Annotated in this window: 24 protein-coding genes and 7 tRNA genes; 6 read left to right on the top strand and 25 right to left on the bottom strand. The window is 42.8% G+C overall.

The annotated features are described in order from the left end of the window. Positions 1–5 precede the first annotated feature (5 nt). The 3 genes from AC0NJP_RS15860 to AC0NJP_RS15850 all read right to left on the bottom strand — a co-directional run bounded on the left by AC0NJP_RS15860 (position 6) and on the right by AC0NJP_RS15850 (position 2,707). Positions 6–710, bottom strand: a complete 705-nt coding sequence (locus AC0NJP_RS15860; RefSeq protein ID WP_474700392.1) for an amino acid ABC transporter permease — start codon at positions 708–710, stop codon at positions 6–8. Between the two features lie 23 nt (positions 711–733). Next, positions 734–1,600, bottom strand: coding sequence for a transporter substrate-binding domain-containing protein (locus AC0NJP_RS15855; protein ID WP_474700391.1), 867 nt, complete (start codon positions 1,598–1,600; stop codon positions 734–736). Between the two features lie 105 nt (positions 1,601–1,705). Further along, positions 1,706–2,707, bottom strand: coding sequence for a uroporphyrinogen decarboxylase family protein (locus tag AC0NJP_RS15850; RefSeq protein WP_474700390.1), 1,002 nt, complete (start codon positions 2,705–2,707; stop codon positions 1,706–1,708). 267 nt (positions 2,708–2,974) lie between these two features. On the opposite strand from AC0NJP_RS15850, the gene AC0NJP_RS15845 reads away from it, so the two are divergent. Next, a complete protein-coding gene (locus AC0NJP_RS15845; protein WP_474040904.1) occupies positions 2,975–3,211 on the top strand; it encodes a DUF4405 domain-containing protein in 237 nt (78 codons plus the stop codon). A gap of 125 nt (positions 3,212–3,336) precedes the next feature. Here the strand turns inward: AC0NJP_RS15845 and AC0NJP_RS15840 are convergent, their stop codons facing one another. From AC0NJP_RS15840 to AC0NJP_RS15830, 3 genes are all read right to left on the bottom strand, one after another. Further along, a complete protein-coding gene (locus AC0NJP_RS15840; RefSeq protein WP_474040905.1) occupies positions 3,337–4,035 on the bottom strand; it encodes a hypothetical protein in 699 nt (232 codons plus the stop codon). Positions 4,036–4,161: 126 nt separating this feature from the next. Further along, a complete protein-coding gene (locus AC0NJP_RS15835; protein WP_474700389.1) occupies positions 4,162–4,410 on the bottom strand; it encodes a hypothetical protein in 249 nt (82 codons plus the stop codon). Positions 4,411–4,544: 134 nt separating this feature from the next. After that, the gene (locus AC0NJP_RS15830) at positions 4,545–4,769 is read right to left on the bottom strand and encodes a hypothetical protein (RefSeq protein WP_474700388.1); all 225 of its coding nucleotides are present in this window, start codon (positions 4,767–4,769) and stop codon (positions 4,545–4,547) included. 190 nt (positions 4,770–4,959) lie between these two features. Here AC0NJP_RS15830 and AC0NJP_RS15825 point away from each other — a divergent pair, with 190 nt between their 5' ends. Beyond that, entirely contained in the window at positions 4,960–5,592 is a 633-nt protein-coding gene (locus tag AC0NJP_RS15825; protein ID WP_474700387.1) for a trimeric intracellular cation channel family protein, read from the top strand. 31 nt (positions 5,593–5,623) lie between these two features. Here the strand turns inward: AC0NJP_RS15825 and AC0NJP_RS15820 are convergent, their stop codons facing one another. Next, positions 5,624–6,766: a YkvI family membrane protein gene (locus AC0NJP_RS15820; protein WP_474700386.1), complete on the bottom strand. Its 1,143-nt coding sequence runs from the start codon at positions 6,764–6,766 to the stop codon at positions 5,624–5,626. 206 nt (positions 6,767–6,972) lie between these two features. Further along, positions 6,973–7,479 (bottom strand): L-2-amino-thiazoline-4-carboxylic acid hydrolase, encoded by a 507-nt coding sequence (locus AC0NJP_RS15815; RefSeq protein WP_474700385.1) that lies wholly within the window; start codon positions 7,477–7,479, stop codon positions 6,973–6,975. A 326-nt stretch (positions 7,480–7,805) separates the two neighbouring features. Between AC0NJP_RS15815 and AC0NJP_RS15810 the strand changes: the two genes are divergently transcribed. The 3 genes from AC0NJP_RS15810 to AC0NJP_RS15800 all read left to right on the top strand — a co-directional run bounded on the left by AC0NJP_RS15810 (position 7,806) and on the right by AC0NJP_RS15800 (position 11,466). Beyond that, positions 7,806–8,426: a GntR family transcriptional regulator gene (locus AC0NJP_RS15810; RefSeq protein ID WP_474700384.1), complete on the top strand. Its 621-nt coding sequence runs from the start codon at positions 7,806–7,808 to the stop codon at positions 8,424–8,426. 13 nt (positions 8,427–8,439) lie between these two features. Next, positions 8,440–9,252 (top strand): D-alanyl-D-alanine carboxypeptidase family protein, encoded by an 813-nt coding sequence (locus AC0NJP_RS15805; RefSeq protein ID WP_474700383.1) that lies wholly within the window; start codon positions 8,440–8,442, stop codon positions 9,250–9,252. A gap of 246 nt (positions 9,253–9,498) precedes the next feature. Next, positions 9,499–11,466, top strand: coding sequence for a methyl-accepting chemotaxis protein (locus AC0NJP_RS15800; RefSeq protein WP_474700382.1), 1,968 nt, complete (start codon positions 9,499–9,501; stop codon positions 11,464–11,466). 318 nt (positions 11,467–11,784) lie between these two features. On the opposite strand, the gene AC0NJP_RS15795 is transcribed toward AC0NJP_RS15800, so the two are convergent. Further along, positions 11,785–11,860, bottom strand: a tRNA-Thr gene (locus AC0NJP_RS15795). Positions 11,861–12,090: 230 nt separating this feature from the next. Here AC0NJP_RS15795 and AC0NJP_RS15790 point away from each other — a divergent pair. After that, complete coding sequence (locus AC0NJP_RS15790) at positions 12,091–12,744, top strand: GGDEF domain-containing protein (RefSeq protein ID WP_474700381.1); 654 nt, start codon at positions 12,091–12,093, stop codon at positions 12,742–12,744. 74 nt (positions 12,745–12,818) lie between these two features. Here AC0NJP_RS15790 and AC0NJP_RS15785 read toward each other — a convergent pair whose 3' ends face one another. The 16 genes from AC0NJP_RS15785 to AC0NJP_RS15710 all read right to left on the bottom strand — a co-directional run bounded on the left by AC0NJP_RS15785 (position 12,819) and on the right by AC0NJP_RS15710 (position 25,229). Continuing rightward, positions 12,819–14,054 (bottom strand): HD-GYP domain-containing protein, encoded by a 1,236-nt coding sequence (locus AC0NJP_RS15785; RefSeq protein WP_474700380.1) that lies wholly within the window; start codon positions 14,052–14,054, stop codon positions 12,819–12,821. Between the two features lie 99 nt (positions 14,055–14,153). Then, positions 14,154–14,227: transfer RNA gene (locus tag AC0NJP_RS15780), tRNA-Gly, on the bottom strand. Positions 14,228–14,277: 50 nt separating this feature from the next. Then, positions 14,278–14,805, bottom strand: a complete 528-nt coding sequence (locus AC0NJP_RS15775; RefSeq protein ID WP_474700379.1) for an ATP-binding protein — start codon at positions 14,803–14,805, stop codon at positions 14,278–14,280. Positions 14,806–14,955: 150 nt separating this feature from the next. Then, positions 14,956–15,031: transfer RNA gene (locus tag AC0NJP_RS15770), tRNA-Phe, on the bottom strand. A 3-nt stretch (positions 15,032–15,034) separates the two neighbouring features. After that, positions 15,035–15,111: transfer RNA gene (locus AC0NJP_RS15765), tRNA-Asp, on the bottom strand. 30 nt (positions 15,112–15,141) lie between these two features. Next, a tRNA-Val gene (locus AC0NJP_RS15760) sits at positions 15,142–15,217 on the bottom strand. A gap of 5 nt (positions 15,218–15,222) precedes the next feature. Further along, positions 15,223–15,297: transfer RNA gene (locus tag AC0NJP_RS15755), tRNA-Glu, on the bottom strand. A gap of 6 nt (positions 15,298–15,303) precedes the next feature. Further along, positions 15,304–15,379: transfer RNA gene (locus AC0NJP_RS15750), tRNA-Lys, on the bottom strand. 233 nt (positions 15,380–15,612) lie between these two features. Further along, positions 15,613–16,896, bottom strand: coding sequence for an adenylosuccinate synthase (locus AC0NJP_RS15745; RefSeq protein WP_474700378.1), 1,284 nt, complete (start codon positions 16,894–16,896; stop codon positions 15,613–15,615). Between the two features lie 439 nt (positions 16,897–17,335). After that, positions 17,336–18,670, bottom strand: coding sequence for a replicative DNA helicase (gene dnaB / locus AC0NJP_RS15740; protein ID WP_474040918.1), 1,335 nt, complete (start codon positions 18,668–18,670; stop codon positions 17,336–17,338). A 23-nt stretch (positions 18,671–18,693) separates the two neighbouring features. Next, positions 18,694–20,622 (bottom strand): Lon family ATP-dependent protease, encoded by a 1,929-nt coding sequence (lonC, locus tag AC0NJP_RS15735; protein ID WP_474040919.1) that lies wholly within the window; start codon positions 20,620–20,622, stop codon positions 18,694–18,696. A gap of 40 nt (positions 20,623–20,662) precedes the next feature. Next, positions 20,663–21,112, bottom strand: coding sequence for a 50S ribosomal protein L9 (rplI, locus tag AC0NJP_RS15730; RefSeq protein ID WP_474040920.1), 450 nt, complete (start codon positions 21,110–21,112; stop codon positions 20,663–20,665). Then, a complete protein-coding gene (locus AC0NJP_RS15725) occupies positions 21,084–23,081 on the bottom strand; it encodes a DHH family phosphoesterase (protein ID WP_474040921.1) in 1,998 nt (665 codons plus the stop codon). The genes rplI and AC0NJP_RS15725 overlap by 29 nt, the downstream gene beginning before the upstream one ends. Before the next feature lie 16 nt (positions 23,082–23,097). Further along, a complete protein-coding gene (locus tag AC0NJP_RS15720) occupies positions 23,098–24,057 on the bottom strand; it encodes a YybS family protein (RefSeq protein ID WP_474700377.1) in 960 nt (319 codons plus the stop codon). 4 nt (positions 24,058–24,061) lie between these two features. After that, positions 24,062–24,370 carry a MazG-like family protein gene (locus AC0NJP_RS15715; protein ID WP_474040923.1) on the bottom strand — a complete coding sequence of 103 codons (309 nt, stop codon included), beginning with the start codon at positions 24,368–24,370 and terminating at the stop codon, positions 24,062–24,064. A 223-nt stretch (positions 24,371–24,593) separates the two neighbouring features. Further along, the gene (locus AC0NJP_RS15710; RefSeq protein WP_474700376.1) at positions 24,594–25,229 is read right to left on the bottom strand and encodes a nitroreductase family protein; all 636 of its coding nucleotides are present in this window, start codon (positions 25,227–25,229) and stop codon (positions 24,594–24,596) included. Positions 25,230–25,245: the final 16 nt, after the last annotated feature.

The raw sequence follows: 25,245 nt of genomic DNA, 5'->3' as shown, positions 1-25,245 counted from the left end.
CTTTCCTATACGGTCTGCGGCCGCTTGTGCCGTGACAGTCGATGTTCCAACATAAAGAAGGCTTTTTCAAATAAAAGAGCCATAGCCCAATATATAGCTGATAAGGCTAGGTAGATTTCCAAGGCATAGGAACCATAATTTTGCGCAATGATTAGGTTGCCAGAGCCTAACACATCAATTAAGCCGATCGTATAAGCCAAAGCGCCTTCCTTTAGCAGCGAAATAAAGGAGTTGCCGAAGTTGGGCAGGGCGATGATCGCCGCCTGCGGAATCACGATGCGCCGCAGGGCTTGAACTGGAGTCAAACCAATGCTAACTGCCGCTTCATATTGTCCGCGGTCAATTGCCAGATAAGCGGAGCGCATCACTTCCGATACAGGCGCTGCAAACAGCAACGTAAAGGTTGTTATAACAAAAAACATTTTATGAAATTCATTGATATCGTAATCAAAGACCTCCAAGCAAAACTTGGGCAGTCCATAAAAAACGATAAATAACAGAATAATGGACGGTGTACAACGAATGATGCCTGTATAGGCATTGGCCAAGAAGCGGAACAAAGGCTTCTCACTCAGCTTGGCCGTTGCCAGCAAACCACCAAGTAAACTGCCTAAGAGCACCGAACTGAGGACAACAGCTAAGGTGACCCCCAAAAAGGGCAGCAACTCGGGTATGACCGTCAAAATATAAAGAGGATCAAAGGGTCTCATGGCGTCCTCCATTCGGGAAAACTTTATTTGGCCACAAGCCGCAGCAAGTCTTCGCCAAAATATTTATCTTCCAGTTCTTTTATTTTTCCAGACTTCGTTAATTCATCAATTGCTTTATCGTAAGCGTCAGCAAGCTCCTGATTCTTCTTGTTGAAAATCGGATAAGTCGGAATCGCGCTATAACGAACATAAGTCAATTGGTCATTGAACTTATGATAGGTTCCTTTTTCATCAGCTACATTATTTTTGAAAGCCAGTTCAATATCAAAGAAGGCGTCATAGCGGCCTTCCAAAACCCAAGTATAGGCGTCAGCAATCTGGAATGACTCGGAAGCCTGCAATTTAATAGGCGTATCAGGATGCTTCTTATTGTAATCTTCTACAACGGCATACTGAGCATTTTGCGGTGCAATCGGCACAAGCTTACCGCCGCTTTTCGCAAAGCTGTCCATATCGGTAATCTTATCGGCGTCACTCTTACGGATCGTTAACCCAATCACGCTGGCAGCAATATAGTTTTTCGGGAAAATAAATTTGCTCTTACGCGCTTCTGTCTGCCAGACACCTTTGATCCCTACATCATATTTGCCTGACTCCACACCAATCAGCAAATCATCGTCTGATGTGGGTACAAATTTAAATTGATAGCCTGGCAGCTTCTTTTCCACTTCCTTCATAATCTGCACTTCAATCCCGTCTTCCTGACCGTCTTTATTGACAAAGTCATAGGGCACATAATAATTCGTAAAGGCAACGCGCACTACTTTTTTATCACCGCTAGACGCCGCCGCATTTCCCGCATTTTTGTCAGCTGATTTGCCGCAGCCGGCACTTACAACCGTAGCTACGAGAACTGCCGCCACCGCCAACAGCTTTACAAATTTATTCATGATTCATTTCCTCCTCTAAATTCTTATGGCAACACAGTATCCCCTAAAGCCTGCTTTAGATCGGCAACTTTAACCGATGTCGCCCTTACAAAATCCACAGCCTTCTCAAAGCGAAGCCGCTTTTTCACGTACCCATTGAAGTCGCTGCAAATCAATATCGCCAGGAACAGTGCAGTCGGCGCCAATAATCACACCCGTTTTGCCTGCATCACGAATAATATCTGCTACAGCTGCCTCGATGTCTTCTTTTGTTCCGCTATATAACAAGCTATTCTTCGTATTGTCAAGCCCGCCGATCACAGCCCGACCGCCAAATAAAGCCTTAGCCTTTGACAAAGGGATTCCTTCGACGACAGCCGCATAATTGATGACTTTTGCTTCGTAGTCAGTGTACCAGCTTAAATCATTATGGCATCCAGCGTAGCCGCAAATATGAAGAATATTATGAGCGCTGACCTGATTCGCAGCAGCCAAAATCTTCTTTTCTGCTGGCGCAATAATCTCTTCATAGACTTCTCTGGTTACTTCCGGCTTCGGCAGATTCTGCACACTGAAATAGATTCCGTCAGCGCCGCCTTCTGTAATCACCCGTGTTGCCAGAGAGGCTAAATCCTCTGAAATCACGTCGAGAATTTCTTTAAGCGCTGCCTTGTCTTCCTTCAACAAGTTCACAAAAACACCGTTCGGGTCCGCTGCAGTTTGTAAAAACTCCAAATAGCGCGGCGCCGCAAAGACATTATAAAACAGCAGTACATCTTTGCCATAAGCATCTACCGCTTGTTTTACCAAGTTGACCTGTTCCTCAATCCAGCGAGCCTTAGGCCCAATTGGACGAATCGGCAAAGCTTCCTTAACAGACTTAATATCACGCAATGCCGCATTCGGATAGAGAAAGTAGCCATCACTCATAATCTTGATAAAATCAGGCTGGAAGCCCTCATAAAATCGTTTCAGACCTGCCAAATTGGCTGCGGCAATCGCCGGATTCCCTTCCCCTTCAGCCGTTTCCGCGTCGGGCAGGAAGTGATACCAAAAGCCAACAGGAATCCGATCTACCGGTTGATTTTGAAAAGCTGCGAGAACAAGTTCTTTTTTCGTTTGTGTCATGATTTTATACCCCTTTATCGTTTCTTTTTAGACAACATATCTTTTTTAGGCAACACAAAAAGGCTAAGCACAGAAAAATCCCTTCTGTGCTTAGCCTTCAATCTTTTTGATCAGCTAAAGCGCCTAAAAATATTTTATTTGTTCCTTATATTACACAAGTGCTGCAACGATGTCAATAGAAAATTTAGTCGTAGAGAAGTTATCATAAATTTGTCACAACCTTACGGTATGATAAGTAATACTTTCTTTTCATAGGAGGATTCACTTATGATATCAAAGGCAGATAAAAATTTTTACTTAAATATAGCCTTATTCTGTTTGGGCTTGATCAGCGCTGGAACAGGGATCTTGTTATCACTCAAACTGCCGGAACTAAGGGTTTTGCCGCTCAAACCCTTTCACGAATGGTCGAGCTATATTTTAACAGGTCTCGTACTAATTCATCTCTTCTTTCATTCTGGCTGGATAAAGACCATGGTCAGAAATAAACTTACGTCAAAATAGGAACATCCCCCTTAAAGCTCTCGGCTACATCGCCGAGAGCTTCTACTTTAGATAAAGCGGAAGCCCCCAGTCATAGATTCATTCATCTATAACTAGGGGCTAGCGGCAAATCTATATTCCTTTATTCAATTCATGCCTTGTTGAAAAGCATGGGGGCCGTGTTGCCCGGGAAATCCTTGCGGTTTCATCGCCTTATGAATACTTTTCATATCTTCTTTAAAAGTATTTTCATCGACGCCTAAAGACGCGGCCACATCCTGCCAGGAGTTATTGATCCGCTTTTGCGCTAATATATCACCAATTGATTTGCCCGTATTTTGGGCCAATGCATTAGCTACAGTAATATCACGCGGATGATAGCCTTGCCCAAGCAGATCAAGCGAAGTTTGCTTAGAGATTTTCAGTTTCTGTTCCATTCGCGTTGCAGCAATATCATTACGGGTCGCTTTCATTTGCTCTTTGCTCACACCCAAGGTCTGCGCCACATCTTTCCAAGTATTATCATACGTCTTAGCCTGCATCACTTCTGTTAAAGATTTTCCGCTGGCTTTTGCCAAAAAAGAAGCTCGGAAAATATCGCGAAAAGCGATATGCTCTTGCTGATATTTCAAAACTTCATCTTTACTTACACCAAAAACGCTTGAAACATGTTCTGCAAATTGATTCGGGTTTGGAGCAAATTTACCTTGATGCACAATTGGCGGTTGTTCGCCACCTTCAAATTGCGGTGACGCATTCACAACGAAAGGACTCATCGTTCCGGCAAGAATGGCGATCCCTGCAGTCAAACCTAAAATACGCTGTTTATTGAATATTTGTTTCATGGTCCATCCCCCTCAAGAATATTTTTAGTATCTTTAGGCTTATTATAGCCAGCAAATATGACAACTTTATGATAATCCGAAGGGGATTCATTACTTTTTATAAAAACAGTAAAAATCACTGCTAACTTAGAGGTATTCTTCGTTCTTGACGATATAAGCTTCGCCATAGCTTATAATATAAGGCAATAATTGTCCATAAGTATCACGTATAATTTCATTAAACTCTTGCTTGCCAACAACCACAAGTTTAGGTAGTACTTTTTTTAATGTTCCATGACATTCAGGAATATTTCTTACTAGCATTAGTTGCTGCCACATAAACCGAGTATTGGCATTGAAAAGTTCTTCTTCTAACGGTTCTGGCTCAAAGCTCATTGGTTTCGCCTCCTCCTTGAATAAAATTCGACATTTTCAGTCATTTTCCTTCAATGAAAATAAAATAAAACCACCGCAATAAAGCTGCTGCTTTACTCGATGGTTGTAATACATTCTACAAATGAATTTTTCTACTACTTTCTAGCTACACCAAGCTGCTTGCTGATTTCACCTTGTACCAAAAGCGTATTATTGGCTTCTTCTTTTTTAACGCCAATTACGTTACATTGCTTGCAGAAATAGTACGTATATACCGTCTCTGAATAATGATCACTCCCTGGCGCCCCCCAACGCATTACTTTTTTCCGCGGAGATTCTTCCATGGTACAATTGCATTTTTCACAAATCGTTTTGATCACCCTCAAAATCAGCTTATTATTTAAGATATACCACATTCCCAGCAATAATAAAAGCTTTATTTTCGGAAATGTCCAAATGCACCTAATAATTCCCAACCTTTTTTAAAATTTTTCTTGACTAAAAAAATACGCCAGCTATAATATAGTCACTATTTTGATAAGAACTATAGCTAAAGGAGCTCTTCTAGAAATGATCCATATCGACTTAGCGATAAGTATGAATCTGCTCGGGGTTATTGCCTTTGCCTTCGCTGGCGCAATGAAAGCAATCCAAGAACACTTAGATCTTCTCGGAATCCTTATTTTAGGTATCGTTTACGCCCTCGGCGGCGGCGTAGTGCGAGATATATTAATTAATCGAATTCCTTACGCATTTTCCGCCAATATCGATGTAGCCGTAGCAGCGTTGGGAGTTATAATGGCAGGTGTAGTCTATCGATTGCTAAAGCGCGATATATCTAACCGCTCTTACATCCTCATTCCGGATGCCCTAGGCTTAGCTGCATTTACTACTGCGGGCGCCGTTACGGCCCATCAAACAGGTATATCTGGAATAGGACTTATTTTCCTTGCCGCAATTACTGCTGTTGGCGGCGGTGCTATCGGAGATTTATTACTAGGAAAAATTCCCGCTGTTTTAAAAAATGACTGTTATGCAACTTGTTCGATTCTTGGCGGCCTTTGTTTCTATTTAGCGACAATGTGGAATGTTGATCTAGGTATCACCTCACTTGTAAGCAGCAGCATTACCTTCTTGATTCGTTTATTAGCCATACGCGGGCAGTGGAGTCTACCAAAACTAACCTGGCAAAAGACCAGTTAAAGCTCCTAGAAATTAAAAATTCATTTCAGTACTATTCCTTTATAATATGCCGCTCAGCATTGGAAACTTCCGTGAAAGCAGTGGATGGTGCGGCGCTTTTGCGCCTAACTTCTTTAAAAAGCATCAAAATCGCAAATAAAATGGCGGCATAACCAGTAATCGGAAAAAGCAAATTCACTAGTTTGTCAAAGGGAATGACACTGCCAAAAAACATACCGATACTAGTCAACACAACAGCTACAGCATTAAACGTTTTTGTCTTGTCCACAGCAAATTTGCGAACGACCATCAGTAAAACCGAAGCTACGGCTGAATAAATGCATAATACGATAATGATCGAAAAAGTGAGTCCCAGCAACGGCGAAACGTGATTCGCGATAGCCAGAGTGGGAACCTGCTGTCCTACAATAAGAGCATGATAAACAATCTCTGCCAAAACAAGAAATATAATAGCTACCGTAAACATAACCCCGCCGACAATTGCGCCGATGCGAGCTTCTCGCTGATTCGCAGCTTGACTACCACAAGTTACTTGGAAGGGGATACTCATCATTAATGCTAAGAACGCGTAGAGAGCGCCTGACCAGGCCCAATTATCAGAAGCAGACTGGAACCCAAGCGTCGGCATTAACGCATCGCCACGCATGAGCATAGCCGGTTGATCCAAAGCAGAAAACAAAGCGGCGATCCCGATTACGGCAACAAATAAAATCTTAACAGGCCCAATAACCCCAATAATATTAATGAGTCGATCCACGCCAAGCAATACGGTCAGCAGTGATAGAATCCCGATAAAGCCTGTACCCAAATAGGTCGGCACACCAAAATACTGATGGATTGTTGCACCGCCGCCAGCCATCATGACCACAAAAATGCCATAACTTAAAACAACGCTGAACCAGATATAGACTTGGCCCAAATATTTACCACAATAATACTGAAACGCATCGTAGGGATTTTCAAAATTCTCCCTTTGCCCTAGATTCCATAATGTATAGGAGAAGATGCAAGTAAGGATACAGCACAAGCCTGCAGCCCATATGCCCTTGATTCCATTCACAGCAAAAAACTGCAGAACCTCTTGGCCCGTAGAAAAACCAGCTCCAATCCAATAAGCGCATATCGCACCAGCAAGAATAAATATTTTTTTCAAACGCACCGTATGATTATCCACAATAACATCTCCTATCCTATTAAACTCGTCTCTAATTCGATCCCTTACCGATCCTTGTAATAGACAAAGAGCAGCTAAGTCATCACCTTGGCCTTTGCGGTTATAGGTATACTTAGCTGCTCTGCTAATCGTGCATTCAATTATGTACAAGCTGTATATCGTCATCCTCCAAGTATGATATTTACAATTTTCGTATTTTGCATTGTTTATTTCTCTTTTTTAAAGTACGTAATATGACAGGTCTTGCATCCCTTAGCAATGGTGTCGCCTAACTCAAAGCCGTAACCCATGGCTTTAGCAATATAACGATCGCCATCCATCGCCATGTCACATAATTTTTCACAGGTTTCATCATCAAGCCCCAACTTCTGCCAGGCTTTTAGCAGCGGACAGTAATGAAAATCCATTTCTAAAAGCTCTTGTGTTTTATGCCTGTACTCAAGCTCGAAAGTTTTTGCCACATCTGGGCCAAGAAAAACATCACCAAAACAACTTAAATTTTCAGGATCAGAACAAGCCGCTTTCAGTTCCGCGCCTTGCGTTAGTCCGGTTTCGACAATCGCCTGACGAATAAATTTTTCTGCCGCTTCCGCTTCACCGGCTTCTCGCGCTTTTACATAGGTCAAACCAGTCCAAGTGGCACGATGCTCTGTAGCACTACGCCGTACATTTACCAATTCATCATCATGAAGTTTCGCCTCATTAATTATCATAGAACCCCTCCTCTAATATGATCACATCATGTATTATTAACTCTTTAAAAAATCCGATGGACATCCATAAATCCTCTATTTACTATCCATGAGAGCTCTTGCCGTAATCATATCACAAGAAAACAATAAAGGCAATAGTTTTCATTATGCAGATTTGTTTATCTATTTATTTACACTTCAGTCCAACAAATCAAGGAAAATGCTCGCAATTTGTAATTTGCTTGCAGTATTTTTAGTCATACCACTGCGGTTTACCTTTGCCAGCAACTTGACTTATAAAATTTTTCCAAGGTATAATAAGCCTATATCGATCGAGGAGATCCACAATGAAAAATCGTCCTGTAACGACTTTAAAAGATCAAGTATATGAGGCTATGTTTACTGATATTATCAAAGGCGTCTACTCTGCCGACATGATTTTGACGGAAAAGTTTTTTATAGAAAAATATCAAGTAAGCAGAGCTCCTATCCGCGAAGCCCTACTCCAGTTAACTAGTAAGAAATTTTTAATCAGCATCCCGCGCCAAGGCTATCGAATCTTGCAACCTGATAAAAGTTATATGATAGAACTGGCAAAATTTCGCGCCGTTACGGAACCAGCCTTTTTAGAACGTTACTTTTCTAACATAGATACAGACTGTCTGGAAACGTTGCGCATAATCTGCGATAAATATGCAGCTTGCCCTGATCATGATTTCATGGCTCACTGGAAATATAACTGCGAATTTCATTTGAAATTGTTTTCCATGTACAAAAACCCCTACGCTTATGAAGCTCTGGAAAACGCGTTGTATCTTCAAACCGTGTACTTTGTCCAGACGGAACATGCCGCGACCATGGATTTACACCGAGCAATTGTAGATTATATTGAAAAAAAGGATGTTAACACAGCCATGAAAATACTACGAGCCGATATCGAAACACTTACGACTTCCGACTCTTTATAAGGAGAAACCATTCATGAAAAAACGTTGTCTTTATGTTATATTTTTATTACTACTTTGCTGGCAGACATTAGCTGCCGCTGCGCCGTTAGCGCCAACAACTAGCGCCGAGGCCGGTATAATGATCGATGGTAAAACACAGCAAGTCCTCTATTCTAAAGATGCCGACAAAATCATGTACCCAGCAAGCACTACTAAAATGCTCACTCTTTTAATTGCCTTAGAACGAGGCAAATTAGACAGCATTGTTACTGTTAGCAAAAACGCCGCCTCTACGGAAGAATCAAACCTAGGTATCCATGCTGGCGACAAACTGCCGCTACGGGATTTATTAACTGGAATGATGCTTGTATCTGGCAATGATGCTGCTGTCGCCGCCGCAGAACATATTGCTGGTTCTGTCCCCGCCTTTGCCAAACTGATGAACGAAAAAGCCGATCAACTTGGCGCAGTAAACAGTCACTTTTCCAATCCTAACGGTCTACCTGACCCCTATAATCACTTTTCTACGGCCAGCGATCTAGCAAAAATCGCAGCAGCCGGTATGCAAAATCCCGAATTTGCCAAAATTGTAGCAACACCAAGCTACACCGTTCATTTTTTAAACCGTGCACCACTGTTCGTAAAAAATATTGATAAATTTTTGCGAATTTATCCTGGCGCTAATGGAATAAAAACAGGCTACACTGATGCGGCAGGAGATTGTTTAGCCGCTGGCGCCAAGCGAAATGGCGTTGAGCTTATTGTAGTATTATTAAATGATGATGAACGTTGGGATGACTCAATTCATTTAATGAATTATGGTTTTCAATTAAAAAAAGCGCTTTAAGCAAAGCGCCAATCAATTTCATAGTATAATAACATTTCGACTGACTGCGAAATATTTCAAGCCAGTCTTTTTTTTGCCCTTTGTATTCCATTTATTTACAATTAGTCGATTTAGTATCTATTAATTTAATACGCATTAATTCATTATCGATTAATTTAACATATATTTAATTCCATATTAACACCACTTTGCTCAGTAAATGTAATAATCATGTAAAGTGTAATCACATCAATGCGGGAGGCACCTATGAATATTAAAAAAAAGCTTGTAATCTACATTTTATCGCTAACTATGGTAATGTTGCTTTCTATTTGTCTATTTAGTTATTGGAATGCCAGTAAACAACTCACTAGAGACATCAACATAAATATGGATATTATTGCCGACCAGCAGGCGCAGGTTCTTGATGATTGGTTAGTAAAAAAGGCAAAAACACTGCAAGATTTAGCCTTCGTGATCCAAAATACAACAAATGGCGAAATTCCCGCTTCTTATTTCAAACTGGATCCCAACGATAAAGAAATCTCTGATATCTATATCGGCTTTGAACAAGATGGCAAATTCATTCACGGTGAGTCCTCACCAATGCCTTCTGATTATGACCCCCGCAAACGCGGCTGGTATTCAAACGCCAAAGATAAAACCGGACTCATTTTTAGCGATCCTTATATTGATGCAACAACAAAGAAGTTTTGTGTAAGCCCGGCTATCGCCTTAAAAGATTCCCAGGGAAAGCTTAGGGGCGTCATGGCTGAAGATATTTTACTCGAAACACTGACTAGTATGATTGAAAAAGCGACCTTGAACGGCAAGGGATATGCTTATATTATTGACGGAAAAGGAACTATTTTAGCTCATCGTGACCCACAATTTATCGCTTCGAACCTTGCCGATAATGAAGAGCTAAAAACGGCCGCCACCAAAATGTTAAATACGCCATCTGGCAATATCGAGTATACGCTACAGGGAAAAGATATGATTACCGTATTTAGAAAAATCCCAAGTACTGGCTGGACAATTGCCTTTACTGTATCAAAGGCGGAAATATTTGAACCGCTGGCACAACTGAGGAACGTCTATTTGCTAATTGCTTGTTTATCCCTTTTACTCATGGGGCTTGCTACTACGTATATATCAGGGAAAATTGCTAATCCAATTTCTAATTTAACCAAAAACGCCTTACTCTTGGCCGACGGTGATCTACGCATTTCTGTCGAAGTTGCCGGAAAAGATGAAGTGGCGTTATTGTCACAAGCTTTCAATCAGATGGGCAGTAAATTACGCAAATTGATAACAGAAATATCGAATACAGCTGATTATCTATTAAAATCCGCCTCAGAAATGAATCATGCCGCTGGCGAAGCCGGTCAAGTATCGGAGCAAATTGCAATTACCATTACTGATATGGCCCAAGCCGCTACGAAACAATCCGATGTAATCACCTCTAGCGCCGCTAGAGTAAAAGAAATGGCAAATTCCGTTCACTTCATTACTAGTGCCGCACAAAAATCGAATACCACAGCAGGCGAAGCGATGACAGCAATCCACGAAGGAAATGCGACGATTGCTAAACAGGGAATATTGATGCAGGAAAATCAAAAAGCTGTTATCAATGTCCGTGATTCGATCACCGAACTAGCTGAAAAGTCCTCACAAATCGGTCATATTATAGAAGTCATCTCCACTATAGCCGATCAGACCAATCTATTAGCGCTCAATGCAGCTATCGAAGCGGCACGCGCGGGCGAACAAGGCCGGGGTTTTGCCGTCGTAGCCGAAGAAGTTCGTAAACTTGCCGAACAGTCCAATCACTCGAGTAAAGAAATCGAACAGTTGATTAAGGACATTCAAGCAACAACAAAACTGGCTGTTGAAGAAATTGCACTAAGCAATGATATTGCTCTCGACTTAGAAAAGGCCTCTCATACGAGTCAGCAGTCACTCCACGAGATTAACAATGCTGTACAAGACTTTGTTTCACAAATTGAGCATATTTCGACCGAAACAACGGCAGTCAACGAAAATGCCACTGAAGTATCTAGCTCCATCAATGAAGCTGCTGCCGTTTCTGAAAGCAATGCAGCAGCCACCGAAGAAGTTGCTGCCGCTACGGAAGAACAAGCCGCTTCGGTTCAATCTATTTTCTCGGAAACAAATACACTGTTAAAACAAGCCGAAGCATTAAAAAGGGAAATAGAAAAATTCAAGATTTAATACCAAAGGCAGCTTTCAGCAAAATGCTGAAAACTGCCTGTTTTCCACGGTTTCCGCCAGGTAATACAAAAATCAATTCTCATTATACGATCTAGCTAGCAAAGTTTTAACTCTTTCAAAATCAACGCTGGTCTTCTCCTGTCCCCAAATGGCCAATACCGCGCATATCCTGCATAAAGCCCTCTTCCAAGTGAACCTCATCAGAATCACCCTCAGATGCAATAATATTTTACCTTAATAGCTTTCGGCGCAAACTACCGACAACGATACAGATATGAAAAAAAAGCCTTCCGATTAAATCGGAAGGCTTTTCTTTACTGGAGCCGATGATAGGATTCGAACCTACGACCCCCTCATTACGAATGAGGTGCTCTACCAGCTGAGCTACACCGGCACATAACAATAGATATTATAACTTATGTATAGTAATCTGTCAATATCTTAGTTTTACTATTGACTAGCACACTTTACCCCATCTCAAAAACACGAAAAATTTTTCTTATCATATTATCGGATAGTTTAAAAATATCTTAATAATATAATTCCACTTAAGAAACCTAGTTAAAAAATACGATATTATAATAAGCCGTTGACCAAAGGCTTCATTTAGAGAAAGGTGAGACTATGAAATATACAGGAAGAATTCTCGGCCTAGCATTTACAATACTTTTCATTATTGCCGTAAGAATCTACGCTTATTTTTATCTGAACTATCCTTTGACAGCGTTGCCGCTGCCAGGTCTCATCGCGCTCACTTTCGCTTATTGGGCTGGAAAGAAATACGATCAGGTGAAATTTTATTCAGAAAGAGATTCTCTAACTGGGCTTTATAATCGGCGTATGATTGATAAACTTTCAGCAACAACTTTTGCCCGTTCGCATAAGCGTCGGGAACAAGTTGGGCTAATCCTTTTCGATTGTAATAATTTCAAAATAATTAATGATACATATGGGCATAATAAAGGTGATCTAGTCTTACAAGCCTTTGCCCAACTCCTGGTAAAGGAAACACGAAAGAATGACGTTGTAGCTCGCTGGGGCGGCGATGAATTTCTCGTCATTGTTACTAACGTAGATGAACAGCAAATGAAAGCGATACTGCAACGCATCGAATTTAAGACGTACGAGCTATCCAAAGAATTTGAATTTCCCATTTCCGTCGCTAGCGGCTTCTCACTTCATGTAAAAGAATCGGAAGATCTTGATACCTTACTGGCTGAAGCCGATCATATGATGTATCGTCAAAAACGTACAACTTGCTATTCTATTGCTACCTAAGGCAAAAAGATCTCTAAATAAAATGCAGAAACGGTTAGAACCTATTACTTGGTTCTAACCGTTTCCTCGTTTCATTAGAAATAACTATCTGCAATAATTTGCTGCTGCAAATCATAAATTTGGCGAGAATTGCTAAACAAATCCGCTGTAACACCACCATCAATCTTATGATGATCGACCATACCTTTCATGATTTTTTCTACTTCCTGTAGCGTCAAGTTCTTTCGATAAGGACGCGTTTCGGTAAGAGCTGTAAATACATCAGCCACAGCAACAATACGGGCCCCCAAGGATAACGCTTTTTCGGGAATCCGAAAGGGATAGCCAACACCATCTAATGTTTCATGATGATAGGCGGCCCATTCAGCGATCGTTTCAAATCCTTCAATTTGCTCTAAAACCCGATATGTATAATAAGTATGCTGCTTGATCATGTGAAATTCTGCACCGCTAAGATGCCCGGGCTTTTCTAAAACAGAACTGGGAATAGATAGTTTACCTAGATCATGTAACAAACCAGCAATCCGCATCATTTTGACTTCATCATCGCAAAAGCCCCTACCTTCCGCTAAAAAGGCCGAGATCGACGCTACGCTCCGCGAATGAGCTCCTGTAAAACGACTCGTTCTATCAATAATTGTGGCAAAAATCTCAGCAATATCAATCATATCACAAAGAGAAAAGTTCACTTTCCCATAATCATAAATCTGACTAAAGAAATTTTGATAGTAATGAGGATTCATTAAATCAAGCCAGAAGCTCTCTTGACTAGCGAAATCATGCAATGCCTTGACTAACTCAGGATCAAAAGCTGAGCCGCTCCTTTTGCGAATATTTGTAAGAATATCAGCACGTTGCGAAAAAACAAATTCATTATCGTGAAGCTGTATTTCTACGCGATCGGCCAAATGAATAATCCGACTGTGCAACGGTATTTTATCACCAGCAAGCCCCGAAGGACTAGACCCGTCCCAAAAATCATGATGATGCCGAATCGCTTCAGCTAAATAGCCAAGTTGCGTAGAATTTTTTAAAAGGTCATAGCCCATCTGGGCATGTTTGTACAAAAAATCGGCGCCTACGATCCGCAATTGACTTTTTTCCTGCCAATTGGATGCCGCACCAATATCATGAAGCAAGGTAGCATAAATCAAGTTATGACGTTCAAAATCTTCCATCCCAATGGCTTCGGCAATACGACTCGCAATCATCGCAGTACGCCAATGGTGACGAGAAAGACCGCCGGAAGAAAGCTCTAAAGCCATGGATAAGGCACGTAATAAATTAATCGGATTTACAGTTGAATACATAAAACCCTCCCCCAAAAATCTTGCCAAGCCGTTCAATATAAAGAAAGCCATGCGCTTTTCTGCTACGCATGACTAGTTTATAATGTCTACATAAATAAATGGAGCGGGCGACGAGAATCGAACTCGCCTAGCTAGCTTGGGAAGCTAGAACTTTACCACTAAGCTACGCCCGCAAAAATCACTCAACAAGTAATATTATACTCTAACTGAACCTTAAAGGCAACTAAGGATTGCTTTCCTGCTGGCATTTTTTCACCATTAACAATTCATTGCCTTGACGATTATAACGAACAAGATCCATCCATGCCGTAATAATCGCTAAACCACGGCCGCTTTCTTCATACAGAAAGCGCTCAAAAATCGTCCCCTGTTCTTCCCGGAGTATTTCAATCATATGATTGCCTGCAAATCCAGGCCCATCATCTTTCACACGCAAAATCAAATTTTCACCAATTTTATTCAACCGAATGCGGACGACCGTTCCGTGTCTAAGCGCATTTGACACAGCCTCGCCTAAAGCAATAATAACTTTTCCTTGGAAAACTCCTGCACTTTTGGCTAACAAATTCTCAATTTGCGGTCTAAAGCGCTGACGATCCTCTTGTTGCCGATAGTAGTACACCGCAGGAAAAGGTTTCATATTCGCTTTTGTATAGGAACCCACTTTGGAAGAAAAACCTTGCCTTGTTTTCTCTGTACTGCTCATTTTTTTTATTTGAACAATCATGCATTTCAAATTCCAGGGTTTCATCTAATGCCCCCTTTATGAGCTTTTCCAACGCCACACCTTAGAGAAAAAAACCATCTTACGTTCTTCGACAAAAATATGTTTTTTTCCTTTAGCCAAAATAAAAAAACGTCCTGTACACCAAAGGTGTATAGAACGTAGTATTGTTAAACATGGTGCCGCAAGACAGAATCGAACTGTCGACACGAGGATTTTCAGTCCTCTGCTCTACCGACTGAGCTATCGCGGCAAATGGCGACCCGGATGGGACTTGAACCCACGACCTCCGCCGTGACAGGGCGGCATTCTAACCAACTAAACTACCGGGCCTTATCTAGCAGTCTTAGGAAAGAAAATTTATGGTGGGGGATAACGGGATCGAACCGCTGACATCTTGCTTGTAAGGCAAGCGCTCTCCCAGCTGAGCTAATCCCCCGTATATGGTGACCCGTAGGGGATTCGAACCCCTGAAGCCGCCGTGAAAGGGCGGTGTCTTAACCGCTTGACCAACGGGCCATAATGTGGTGATCCACCCGCGACTCGAACGCGGGACACCCTGATTAAAAGTCAGGTGCTCTACCGACTGAGCTAGTGGATCGTGTCTCACAAGATATTATTATACAGATCGATTATACTTCTGTCAACACTTTTTTCATAACTTTTTTTATAGATCTTTTATGAACTGAGGCAAAGGTCGCATCGCCTGATAAAATAGGTAACTTAACTTATATAATCCATCGGAAAATTCCGCTGCAAAATACAGCAAGAGACCTTTTACAGGCCTCTTGCCAGTTATCTAGTATTCGTGTCCGCTTCTTCGCCGTTAACAGCTTAGAATGGTTGTTTTAAAACCATGGTTTGCTCCCGATCTGGACCGACCGACACAATTCCCAAGGGAATCTCAGCAACTTCACTCAGACGTTCTAAATACTTACGGGCATTTTCCGGCAAATCTTCATATTTACGAATATGACAGGTTGAAGTTTTCCAGCCAGGGAATTCTTCATAGACGGGTTCTACGGCGCCTAAAACTTTTAAGCTGGCTGGGAACTCGCCAATCATTTCCCCATTATATTTATAACCCACGCAGAGTTTTACCGTATCAAGATCATCAAGAATATCAAGGCGCGTGATCGCCATAGCATCAATACCGCTTAAATGTCCGGCATAGCGGACTACGCAAGCGTCAAGCCAGCCACAACGGCGAGGGCGACCTGTTACCGTACCATATTCATGACCCGTTTCACGAATTTTATTGCCGACTTCATCGTGAAGTTCGGTCGGGAAAGGACCTTCACCGACACGAGTGCTGTAAGCTTTTACTACGCCGATGATCTGTTGGATTTTGCTAGGACCGATACCAGAGCCGACACTAGCGCCGCCAGCGATCGGATTAGAAGAAGTTACGTAAGGATACGTGCCATGATCTAGATCAAGCATCGTCGCCTGGGCACCTTCGAATAGAATTTTTTGGTCAGCCTTTACCGCTTTGCTTAAAGCATAAGACGTATCAGCCACGTAAGGACGTAAGAAATCAGCATACTCTAGGTATTCCTTAAGAACCGTTTCATAATCGAAGCCTTCGACCTCGTAAACACATTTCAAAAGCTTATTCTTAGTTTCGATATTCAGTTTCAATTTAGCGCTAAATTCTTCTTCATCCATTAAATCAACAATTCGGATACCAATTCGCGCCATTTTATCCATATAGCAAGGACCAATCCCTCGCTTCGTCGTACCAATCTTAAAAGCGCCACGCGCTTCTTCTTCTACTTCATCAAGTAAGCGATGGTAAGGTAAAATAACATGGGCCCGATTCGAGATTTTCAAACCTTGTGTTGTAATCCCTTTGGCTTCCATGTTCTTGATTTCAGTAATCAGCGCTGCTGGATCAATAACAACACCATTTCCTAAAAGACAAGTTTTCCCTTTGTATAAAATTCCCGAAGGTAATAACTGCAATTTATGGGCTACGCCATGGGCTACAACGGTATGCCCCGCATTGTTGCCCCCTTGTGAACGAACTACTACATCGGCTTGTTCTGCCAAATAATCTACTATCTTGCCTTTGCCTTCATCGCCCCATTGTGTACCGATAACTACTACTGTTGACATCACATTACCCTCTTTCTCCCGGCCAAATCTAGCCATAATTGTGTCGACATGCCGCAAACAGTACCCACGTGAACCTCGGCATCGACATCTTCAGTTTTTGTGCAGACCAAAAATCGCCCTACGCTATTTAAGCAGGTGCGAAAATCACAACAATATATTTTATGCTGTCTTTAGGTAAATAGAACACAAAAATGTATGCGCGTTCGATCCCTTGAATATCATATCATTAACCCTTTTCCCTGTCAATCAAAAATCGAATATTCATAACCATTAAGATTATATCGTTCGTACTTTTTATAAAGGAAATAACGTTTGGGTTTTCTCAACAGACAAAAACGCTTTTTTAAAAGTTTATATATAACATATTTGGAATTTTCGGGGTTGAAATCGCCAAAATGTGTCTACGCAACAAAACAATAAGCGAAGCCTGTGGCTTCGCTTATCCTGGCATTTTCGCCAAATCGGAAAACTTGGTAAACTGCTTGTGGAAAAACAGCGGCACTGTATCTACAGGACCATTTCTATGTTTTGCCACAATAATTTCCGTAATATTTTTTCGTTCTGTATCAGGATCATAGTAGTCTTCCCGATATAGAAAAGCAACAATATCAGCATCTTGCTCCAAAGAACCAGATTCGCGCAAATCGCTGAGCATCGGCTTTTTTACCTGACGCGATTCTACGCCGCGGCTGAGCTGTGATAAGGCAACCACAGGCACATGAAGTTCTCTGGCTAATGCCTTTAAGGATCGGGATATCTCAGAGATTTCCTGTTGTCGGTTTTCGCTGCGGCTAGAACCGCTGCTCCCCTGCATAAGCTGCAAATAGTCAATGATAATGAGCTTCAAGTCATGCTCTACCTTGAGACGCCTTGCTTTCGAGCGCATTTCAAGTACAGTAATCCCCGCCGTATCATCAATAAAGATCGGCGCGCTGGAAAGCCTGTCTGAGGCTCGCACAAGTTTTGTCCAATCATTTTGTTCTAGTTCACCGATTTTCAGCCGTTGCGCATCAATCGGCGCTTCCGCGCAGAGCATTCTCTGTACAAGCTGCTCCTTCGACATTTCTAAAGAAAAAAAGGCGACAGCTTTCTTTTCACGAATCGCCACATGCTGCGCAATATTAAGTACAAATGCCGTTTTTCCCATACTAGGTCGCGCCGCAATCAAAACAAGGTCGGAAGGCTGCAGTCCCGAGGTTAAGCGGTCAAGATCTTTAAAGCCTGTAGGCAATCCGGTAATCCCGCCTTTAGAAGCATAGAGCTGTTCAATCTTGTTGAAAGCATCCATAACAATCGTACTAATGGGTGTAAAATCAGAACCCATTTTACGGCCTGATACTTCAAGAATTTTCTTTTCCGCTTGATCAAGAATCTGACCCGCTTCTTCGCTGCCTTCGTAACCCATGCTGGCAATATCAGTTGCCGCATTAATCAACGAACGTAGCAGTGACTTTTCTTCAATAATGCGAGCATGATATAGTACATTCGCCGCTGTCGGCACACTGTTGGCCAGAAAGGTAATATAAGAAATACCGCCAACACTCTCGAGCTTATCGACACGACGCAAGCTTTCCGTAATCGTTATCAAGTCGACAGCGTCATTTTTATTAAAGAGGTCAAGCACCGTATCATAAATGACACGGTGCGCCTCCCGGTAGAAATCTTCGGGCCGCAAAAACTCGGCTACCTTGGAAATTGCTTCTTTTTCGATGAGCATGGCTCCCAGAACGGACTGCTCCGCCTCGACATTCTGGGGTGGTACGCGATCAATCACAATACATTCCTCCCGATTTGCCCTTAGGCGCTCGCTTCGTTGCAGGGAACAAACAGAATATCAAGAGCTTGTTCGACTGTATCGACAGCATGAATAGTAAGATCAAGATGGTCGGGAGAAATATCCTTTTGATTTTCCTGCGGAATCACGAGAGTTGTCATTCCGGCCTGCTTGGCGCCATAGGCTTTTTCAAAAACGCCGCCCACAGCCTTGACCTGTCCTTGAATGCTGATTTCACCAGTTACAGCGACATCCTGACGAACTTTTCGTCCGGTAATCGCTGAAATAATCGCGCAAAGTATGGCTGTTCCAGCTGACGGCCCATCAATATTGCCGCCGCCAATCACATTGACATGAATGTCATAATTGCTGACATCTTCACCAGTAATTTTTCGAACAACAGCGCTGGCGTTAAACACCGAGTCTTTCGCCATGCTGCCAGCCGTATCATTAAACCGAATACTACCCTTGCCTTTTTCACTAGCCGGAAAAGCTACTGCTTCGATCTCAATAACCGAGCCGAGATACCCGGCCACACCAAGACCGAATACACGACCTACAGCTGCGACAGAAGAAGCTTTTTGATTGACATAGGGGCTGAGACGGCTTACCTGCGTGACCTTATACAGATCATCTGCCGTAATGATCAGCTTCTCGTCGCTGTCACCGCGCTGATAGAGCGCGAGACTGTACGCATCAGAAAGCAGATTGACGGCCTTACGGCCTTCTATCGTATACTCACTGATAATCCGAGGCACATCAGGTTCAATCTCTACTTCCAGACGTTTCGCTGCATTATAAACAATCTCTTCGATATTCATCGGTGTAAGCGGTTCAAAATAGATTTCAGCGCAGCGTGATCGAATAGCTGGACTGATATCAAAAGCGTCACGAGTCGTTGCACCGATTAAGATAAAGTCGGCAGGAGCGCCTTCTTCAAAGAGCTTCTTGACATATTTGGGCACACCAGCGTCACTGGGATCGTAGTAAGCCGAATCAAAATGAACTCGTTTATCTTCCAAGACTTTTAAGAGTTTATTTTGCAACATTGAATCCATCTCGCCGATTTCATCAATGAATAAAATCCCGCCATGAGCTTCTGTAACCATGCCTGGTTTCGGCTCCGGCACGCCGCTTTCCGCTAAATCGCGCTTCGCCCCCTGATAAATCGGGTCATGAACCGAACCAAGCAACGGATTCGTCATATCGCGCGGATCCCAGCGCAACGTCGTGCCATCCGCTTCTACGAAAGGAGCTTCCGGTTTAAAGGGGGTTACTTTCGATTTTTTCGCTTCTTCCAGTACGAGACGAGCTGCTGTCGTTTTGCCAACACCGGGCGGTCCGTACAGAATTAAATGCTGCGGATAGGGCGAAGCCAGTTTAGACCGTAGCGACTCGATAGCCCGTTCCTGACCGACAATCTCAGCCAAGGAAGCAGGCCGAACCAGCTCCATAAGGGATTTTGTCAGTTTGATTTGCTCTAGCTTTTCGAGCTCGGCATATTTTTTCAGGGTCTGAGGGTTCTCCACATTGTTTTCTTCTTTTAAAACCTGCATTTTTATTTCTTTTACATATTCTTGATGGCGTTCATCCATCTTATCAGCAATCTTTTTCTCAATTCGCTCCTCCACAACGCGGCGCGCCATGAGGTCAGCTAACTCTTCCTCAATTTCTTCTAAAATTGCGGGAATCTCAGCTGCCGTAGGAGTCTTTTCCACGGTGGGGTCTTCAAAAACGAGCTTTTGCAGCGCCAAAACCCGTTCACGGATATCGTCGCTATTCATAAGAGTCAGTGCATCCAGTTTACCAGCGCGAAGCACAAGGCGATCTGTACCGATAATCCCGGAATAAAGCTGGTACAAGGAAGCAACCTGCCGTTTTAATTGCTCATCGGCATCTAATTTATCAGAAAAGGGCATTTTTTGAACCAGCTTATTAAAAAAATTTTTCATACTAATTCCTTTCTCCTATGAGTTATCCCAGCTAAAAAGCTTATTCTTTTGCGGTAACTTTCATTTCAATTTGGCTGGTCACTTCCGGATGCACTTTAATTACGACCGGATAGGTTCCCAAGCTTTTTACAGCTTCTTTTAACTCAATTTTACGTTTATCAATCTCAATCTGATACTGTTCTTTTAGCGCGTCAGCTACATCTTGCGCCGTAATCGAACCGAATAATTTACCATTTGAACCAAGTTTAGCGGCAATAGTAACGCTCACTTTCGTTAATTGCGACGCCATAACCTTAGCTTCGTCAAGCTGCTGCTGTGCGCGGCGTTCTTCCGAAGCTTTCTTCTGCGTTGCCGTATTCACATTCGTCGCAGTAGCCACAACAGCAAGTTGTTTCGGCAAGAGGAAGTTTCTAGCGTATCCTTCGGAAACCTCTATAATATCGCCTTTTTTACCGAGTTTTTTAACTTCTGCTTGTAGAATTACTTTCATTTACTTCACTCTCCTCTAAATATTGATTCACAATGGTCAAGAGCTTATTTTTCAGCTCCTTCACTGTGATACCTTTGACCTTCACACCGGCAACCATCTGGTGACCGCCACCGCCCAGCGATTCCATGACAAGCTGTACATTAATCTTGCCTTCAGAACGAGCGCTGATACCGATAGAATCACCAGCAGGGACTAGTACAAAGCTAGCATTGACACTTTCAATGCCAAGGAGCAAATCAGCAGCCTGTGCAGCTACGACTTGCGCATCTTTTATATTCTCCGGACACACAGCAATGACAATCCCGCCGGGATAAATTTCTGTGTTATTTAATATAGCAGCCCGGGAACGAATGGTTTCAAAGTCCATACGGAACAAGTGGCGTACAATTGAAGGATCCGCGCCAGACCGACGCAGATAAGAAGCCGCTTCAAAAGTTCTTACACCTGTTTGCACGGTAAAATGTTTCGTATCAACAATAATCCCCGCATAAAGGCCTGACGCCTCTAACCGGGTCAAATCTACATTATCATCAAAATACATGAGAAGCTCAGTAACCAGCTCACTTGTCGATGAAGAAGACGGCTCTAAATAGACAAGCAAGGGATTTTGCACAAAAGATTCGCTACGCCGGTGGTGATCAATAACAATCGTCTTACCCACTTCTTTAAGCAAATCTGGCGCCGCTGTCATTTCCGGCCTGTGCGTATCTACCACAAACAGCAAGGTATGATCTACAACTAACGCATTGGCTTGTTCCGGCGTAATTAACAAATCTTCATATTCCGGATAATCCGGCAGCAAATCTAATAATTTATTTACGGCCATACAAGCAGGACTCACAATAATATGAACCGGTTTTTTCAGTACGCGAGCCATTTTGGCTACGCCTAACGCAGCCCCAAGGGAGTCAAAGTCCTCGGCCACATGGCCCATGACTAATACAAGTTCGGCATCACCAATGGTTTCCCGAATCGCCTGAGCAACCATGCGCGCCTTCACCCGCGTATTTTTTTCAATCGCTTTCGTTTTACCGCCGTAAAACTGCACTTTACTATCAATACGAACAGCCGCCTGATCGCCACCTCGCCCTAAAGCAAGATCCAAACAAGCCTGAGCGCGTTCATCGAGCTCCGACAGCGATTCTTCGCCTGATGCAACGCCAATACTCAGCGTAAGCGGAATTTTATTGCCGCCTTGAATGGATCGGATCTGATCTAAAATTTCAAAACGATCCTGCAAAAGTTTTTCTAAAGCGTGGTGATTAAAGACACCCACATAGGTATCTTCGGCATATTTTTTTAAAGATCCCTTGAGGCCAGAAACCCACTCAACAAGTCTTTGATGGACTTGGCCTAAAATTGCCGTTTTCTGCGTTTCATTGAGTCCTTTTAAGACATCATCATAATTATCAATTTGTATATAAGTAAAAACAGGCATCAACGCCTCGACCTTAAGCCTGAGCGTCTCTTTTTCCGTAATGTCAGTGACATAAAACAGCCGAAGGGTATTTTCATCACCGCTAGTGACACGATATAGAACCTGATAATGACTAGACTTTGCCGAAAAGGTGAAAGAACCGGCTAACTCCTTTAGGCTATCTAAGGGCAGATCTGGCCAAAAATCAAAAATATTGAGTCCTGATCGGCCTTGCCCCTTCGTCCATTCTGTTAATACCTGATTGCACCAATGAATATGCCCGTCTTTATCAACAAGGGCAATCGCCACAGGCAGCCCCTGCAATGCATACAGACAAGCTTCATCTACATGAGTTGTAATCGATTCCATATAAGCAGTCAAAGCCCGCTGCCGCTCTAAATGACGCTCCCGACCATACAAGTAGAGTGCATAGAGCAGTACTGCACCAAGCACAGCTGCATATTGGTTGTAAAACAGGATCACTGCTAGGAGCAGTGCGGCCACGGAAAGATAAATTCTCGTATCAAACCAAAAGGAAGGGCCTTGCGACATTTCCAAAACCTCCCGTTTACTTCAGGCGCGGGGAGCGCAAATGGCGATAATCAATAGCCATATCAAACGCTCCAGCAAGAATGACTATCTGCGTAAAGAATCCATTTGTTAGAATCAAAACAAGTATAATCCCTCGCACGAACCTTGACAAATTGTATTTTGCGGCAAGAAAGTAAAATAGCGCCAAACCTTGCACTAATAGCAGTACACTGCCAACCACCTGAACATTCGTGCCAATCATCGTAACTAGTTCATTTTCATTGGCCCTGCCTAATAGCAGCATTCCTAGCCCCACTAAGAAAAGAACTAAAATGGAACGTGGCAGACACCACGATGGAAAGGGCGGCAGACCCATATAAACATAACCGAGTTTCTTTAAAACCTTTTTAGCCAGCCAGTAATTTAAAAGTGTATCCATAACTGACGCCATGATCAACCCAGCCGGCAAAATCACTTTTACTAAGTTGACTACGACCGTCATTGTCTCAGTCATCTTCTGTAAATCAGCCTCATTATATCCCATATTTTGATAAAAACTCATGGTCTGGGAAATAGCCGTGTCAAAAGCTTCCATCTGCATATGAAGCGGATTGACACCTGTCATCAGCGCCGTAATAGCTAGAACTGCCAGTTTACAAATCAGCGAAGCAGCGGAACCAACCATGAGGGTTTTCGCCGGACTGTAACGACTGCGAAAGGCATGGCCTAACGCAATCCCGATGAGGCCAAAGCCGACAACAACAGATAGAGCTTGTAGGGGATGAATCAACAGGGCAATAAGCAGCCCAGCCACTAAAGTGGCCATAATACTATATTGATAGCCGTGCCGTACGCCAAGCAAAATAATCGGTACTGGCCAGATAAAACCAATTAAAATACCGAATACCGGTAAATAGGCGCTGATAAAAGCAAAAATAATTGCCAGAGCGGACAAAATGCCGCTCTCAACAACCGGCGTTGTGGAGCGAAACTTCATGAATTCACCTCTTCTGTCGTAAATAGCGTTCCAATTGGCTATAATCACCGAATTGCCGCTCTAACTCACTAGATTGTCTACCTAAATTTTTAACTTTCTGAAGCATAGCTTCTTCTAAAACAGAAAAATCAATTCCCATACGGCGGGCCAAAATATAGACAGTAACAGCCAACGAAGCGAGAGCTTCTAAGAGCAGATTTTCACTTCGTTCGGCAGCAGCGGATAAGACCTGTCCGACGCCTACGGCCAACTGCGCTTTCAGCCAATCCATTAATTTGATTTTCTTTAATAAATCCGGTTCCTGATGAAGCACCCTGAGGCCTCCTTCAGCGGTCTTTCCTGCAAAGCCGCCTTTTACAGCATATGTATGTGTATCATTCGGAGGAAAGAAGGCTCATTCCTGCTTTTTTGATTCCAAACTATCATAGCGCTAAAAATAGATTTTTGCAAGAAATAATCTTTGTTATAAAAAAACAGACAGAATCCTTGCGGCAGCGGCCGTAAAGTCCTGTCTGAATCATATTATTTCCGGGAAATTACCGAATAAAAGTGAGTACTTCTGCAACAGCTTTACGCGGCGGTGACGATAATTTATCAGATGCCGGATGGCCCAGCGGCGTCATCGCAATAAGGTCATAGCCACTTTTTTCAAAACCAATATATTTTGAAATGGCTTCCGCTGCGTAAGTAGGCCCTGTCATCCAGCATGTTCCCAAACCTTCACTGGCTGCAGCCAACAGCAGATTTTCCATAGCAGCGGCCACATTTTGAATGCCTGGATTCGGTTTATAATAACGATGCAATTCTTCTTTCGCCATAACCTTGGCTTCCGCCAGCATCGTACCGACTGTTTCATAGGGTCCGGCATAAGCAAGAATCAAAACAGGCGCCCCTTTAAACACGGTATGATAGGCGACAGTACCTTTAAAAGCTTTAATTTTCGCTTCATCAGTTAAAAAGCCGGCCAAACGACTGTTTTCTGCTTCCACCAGGCGGGCAATCTCTTGGATTTTCTTTGGATCTGTCACTGCAACAAAGTGCCAGTTCTGCTTATTCTTGCCTGACGGTGCCGCCGTTGCCGCCTGCACCAACTTTTCAATTAAGGCTTCGCTGACAGGCTCTTCGGTAAATTGACGAACACTATGACGGCGATAAATAAAATCATAATCCATGGGCAAATCCCTCCCT

The organism is Pelorhabdus sp. sgz311002 (assembly GCF_056134285.1).
This window is presented reverse-complemented; position numbering and strand designations above follow the sequence as displayed.

What these genes read in the sequence shown, in the direction of transcription:
- AC0NJP_RS15860 (WP_474700392.1), bottom strand. Translation starts at nt 710, where the DNA reads ATGAGACCCTTTGATCCTCTTTATATTTTGACGGTCATACCCGAGTTG.
- AC0NJP_RS15855 (WP_474700391.1), bottom strand. Translation starts at nt 1,600, where the DNA reads ATGAATAAATTTGTAAAGCTGTTGGCGGTGGCGGCAGTTCTCGTAGCT.
- AC0NJP_RS15850 (WP_474700390.1), bottom strand. Translation starts at nt 2,707, where the DNA reads ATGACACAAACGAAAAAAGAACTTGTTCTCGCAGCTTTTCAAAATCAA.
- AC0NJP_RS15845 (WP_474040904.1), top strand. Translation starts at nt 2,975, where the DNA reads ATGATATCAAAGGCAGATAAAAATTTTTACTTAAATATAGCCTTATTC.
- AC0NJP_RS15840 (WP_474040905.1), bottom strand. Translation starts at nt 4,035, where the DNA reads ATGAAACAAATATTCAATAAACAGCGTATTTTAGGTTTGACTGCAGGG.
- AC0NJP_RS15835 (WP_474700389.1), bottom strand. Translation starts at nt 4,410, where the DNA reads ATGAGCTTTGAGCCAGAACCGTTAGAAGAAGAACTTTTCAATGCCAAT.
- AC0NJP_RS15825 (WP_474700387.1), top strand. Translation starts at nt 4,960, where the DNA reads ATGATCCATATCGACTTAGCGATAAGTATGAATCTGCTCGGGGTTATT.
- AC0NJP_RS15815 (WP_474700385.1), bottom strand. Translation starts at nt 7,479, where the DNA reads ATGATAATTAATGAGGCGAAACTTCATGATGATGAATTGGTAAATGTA.
- AC0NJP_RS15810 (WP_474700384.1), top strand. Translation starts at nt 7,806, where the DNA reads ATGAAAAATCGTCCTGTAACGACTTTAAAAGATCAAGTATATGAGGCT.
- AC0NJP_RS15805 (WP_474700383.1), top strand. Translation starts at nt 8,440, where the DNA reads ATGAAAAAACGTTGTCTTTATGTTATATTTTTATTACTACTTTGCTGG.
- AC0NJP_RS15800 (WP_474700382.1), top strand. Translation starts at nt 9,499, where the DNA reads ATGAATATTAAAAAAAAGCTTGTAATCTACATTTTATCGCTAACTATG.
- AC0NJP_RS15790 (WP_474700381.1), top strand. Translation starts at nt 12,091, where the DNA reads ATGAAATATACAGGAAGAATTCTCGGCCTAGCATTTACAATACTTTTC.
- AC0NJP_RS15785 (WP_474700380.1), bottom strand. Translation starts at nt 14,054, where the DNA reads ATGTATTCAACTGTAAATCCGATTAATTTATTACGTGCCTTATCCATG.
- AC0NJP_RS15775 (WP_474700379.1), bottom strand. Translation starts at nt 14,805, where the DNA reads ATGAAACCCTGGAATTTGAAATGCATGATTGTTCAAATAAAAAAAATG.
- AC0NJP_RS15745 (WP_474700378.1), bottom strand. Translation starts at nt 16,896, where the DNA reads ATGTCAACAGTAGTAGTTATCGGTACACAATGGGGCGATGAAGGCAAA.
- lonC (WP_474040919.1), bottom strand. Translation starts at nt 20,622, where the DNA reads ATGAAAAATTTTTTTAATAAGCTGGTTCAAAAAATGCCCTTTTCTGAT.
- rplI (WP_474040920.1), bottom strand. Translation starts at nt 21,112, where the DNA reads ATGAAAGTAATTCTACAAGCAGAAGTTAAAAAACTCGGTAAAAAAGGC.
- AC0NJP_RS15725 (WP_474040921.1), bottom strand. Translation starts at nt 23,081, where the DNA reads ATGTCGCAAGGCCCTTCCTTTTGGTTTGATACGAGAATTTATCTTTCC.
- AC0NJP_RS15720 (WP_474700377.1), bottom strand. Translation starts at nt 24,057, where the DNA reads ATGAAGTTTCGCTCCACAACGCCGGTTGTTGAGAGCGGCATTTTGTCC.
- AC0NJP_RS15710 (WP_474700376.1), bottom strand. Translation starts at nt 25,229, where the DNA reads ATGGATTATGATTTTATTTATCGCCGTCATAGTGTTCGTCAATTTACC.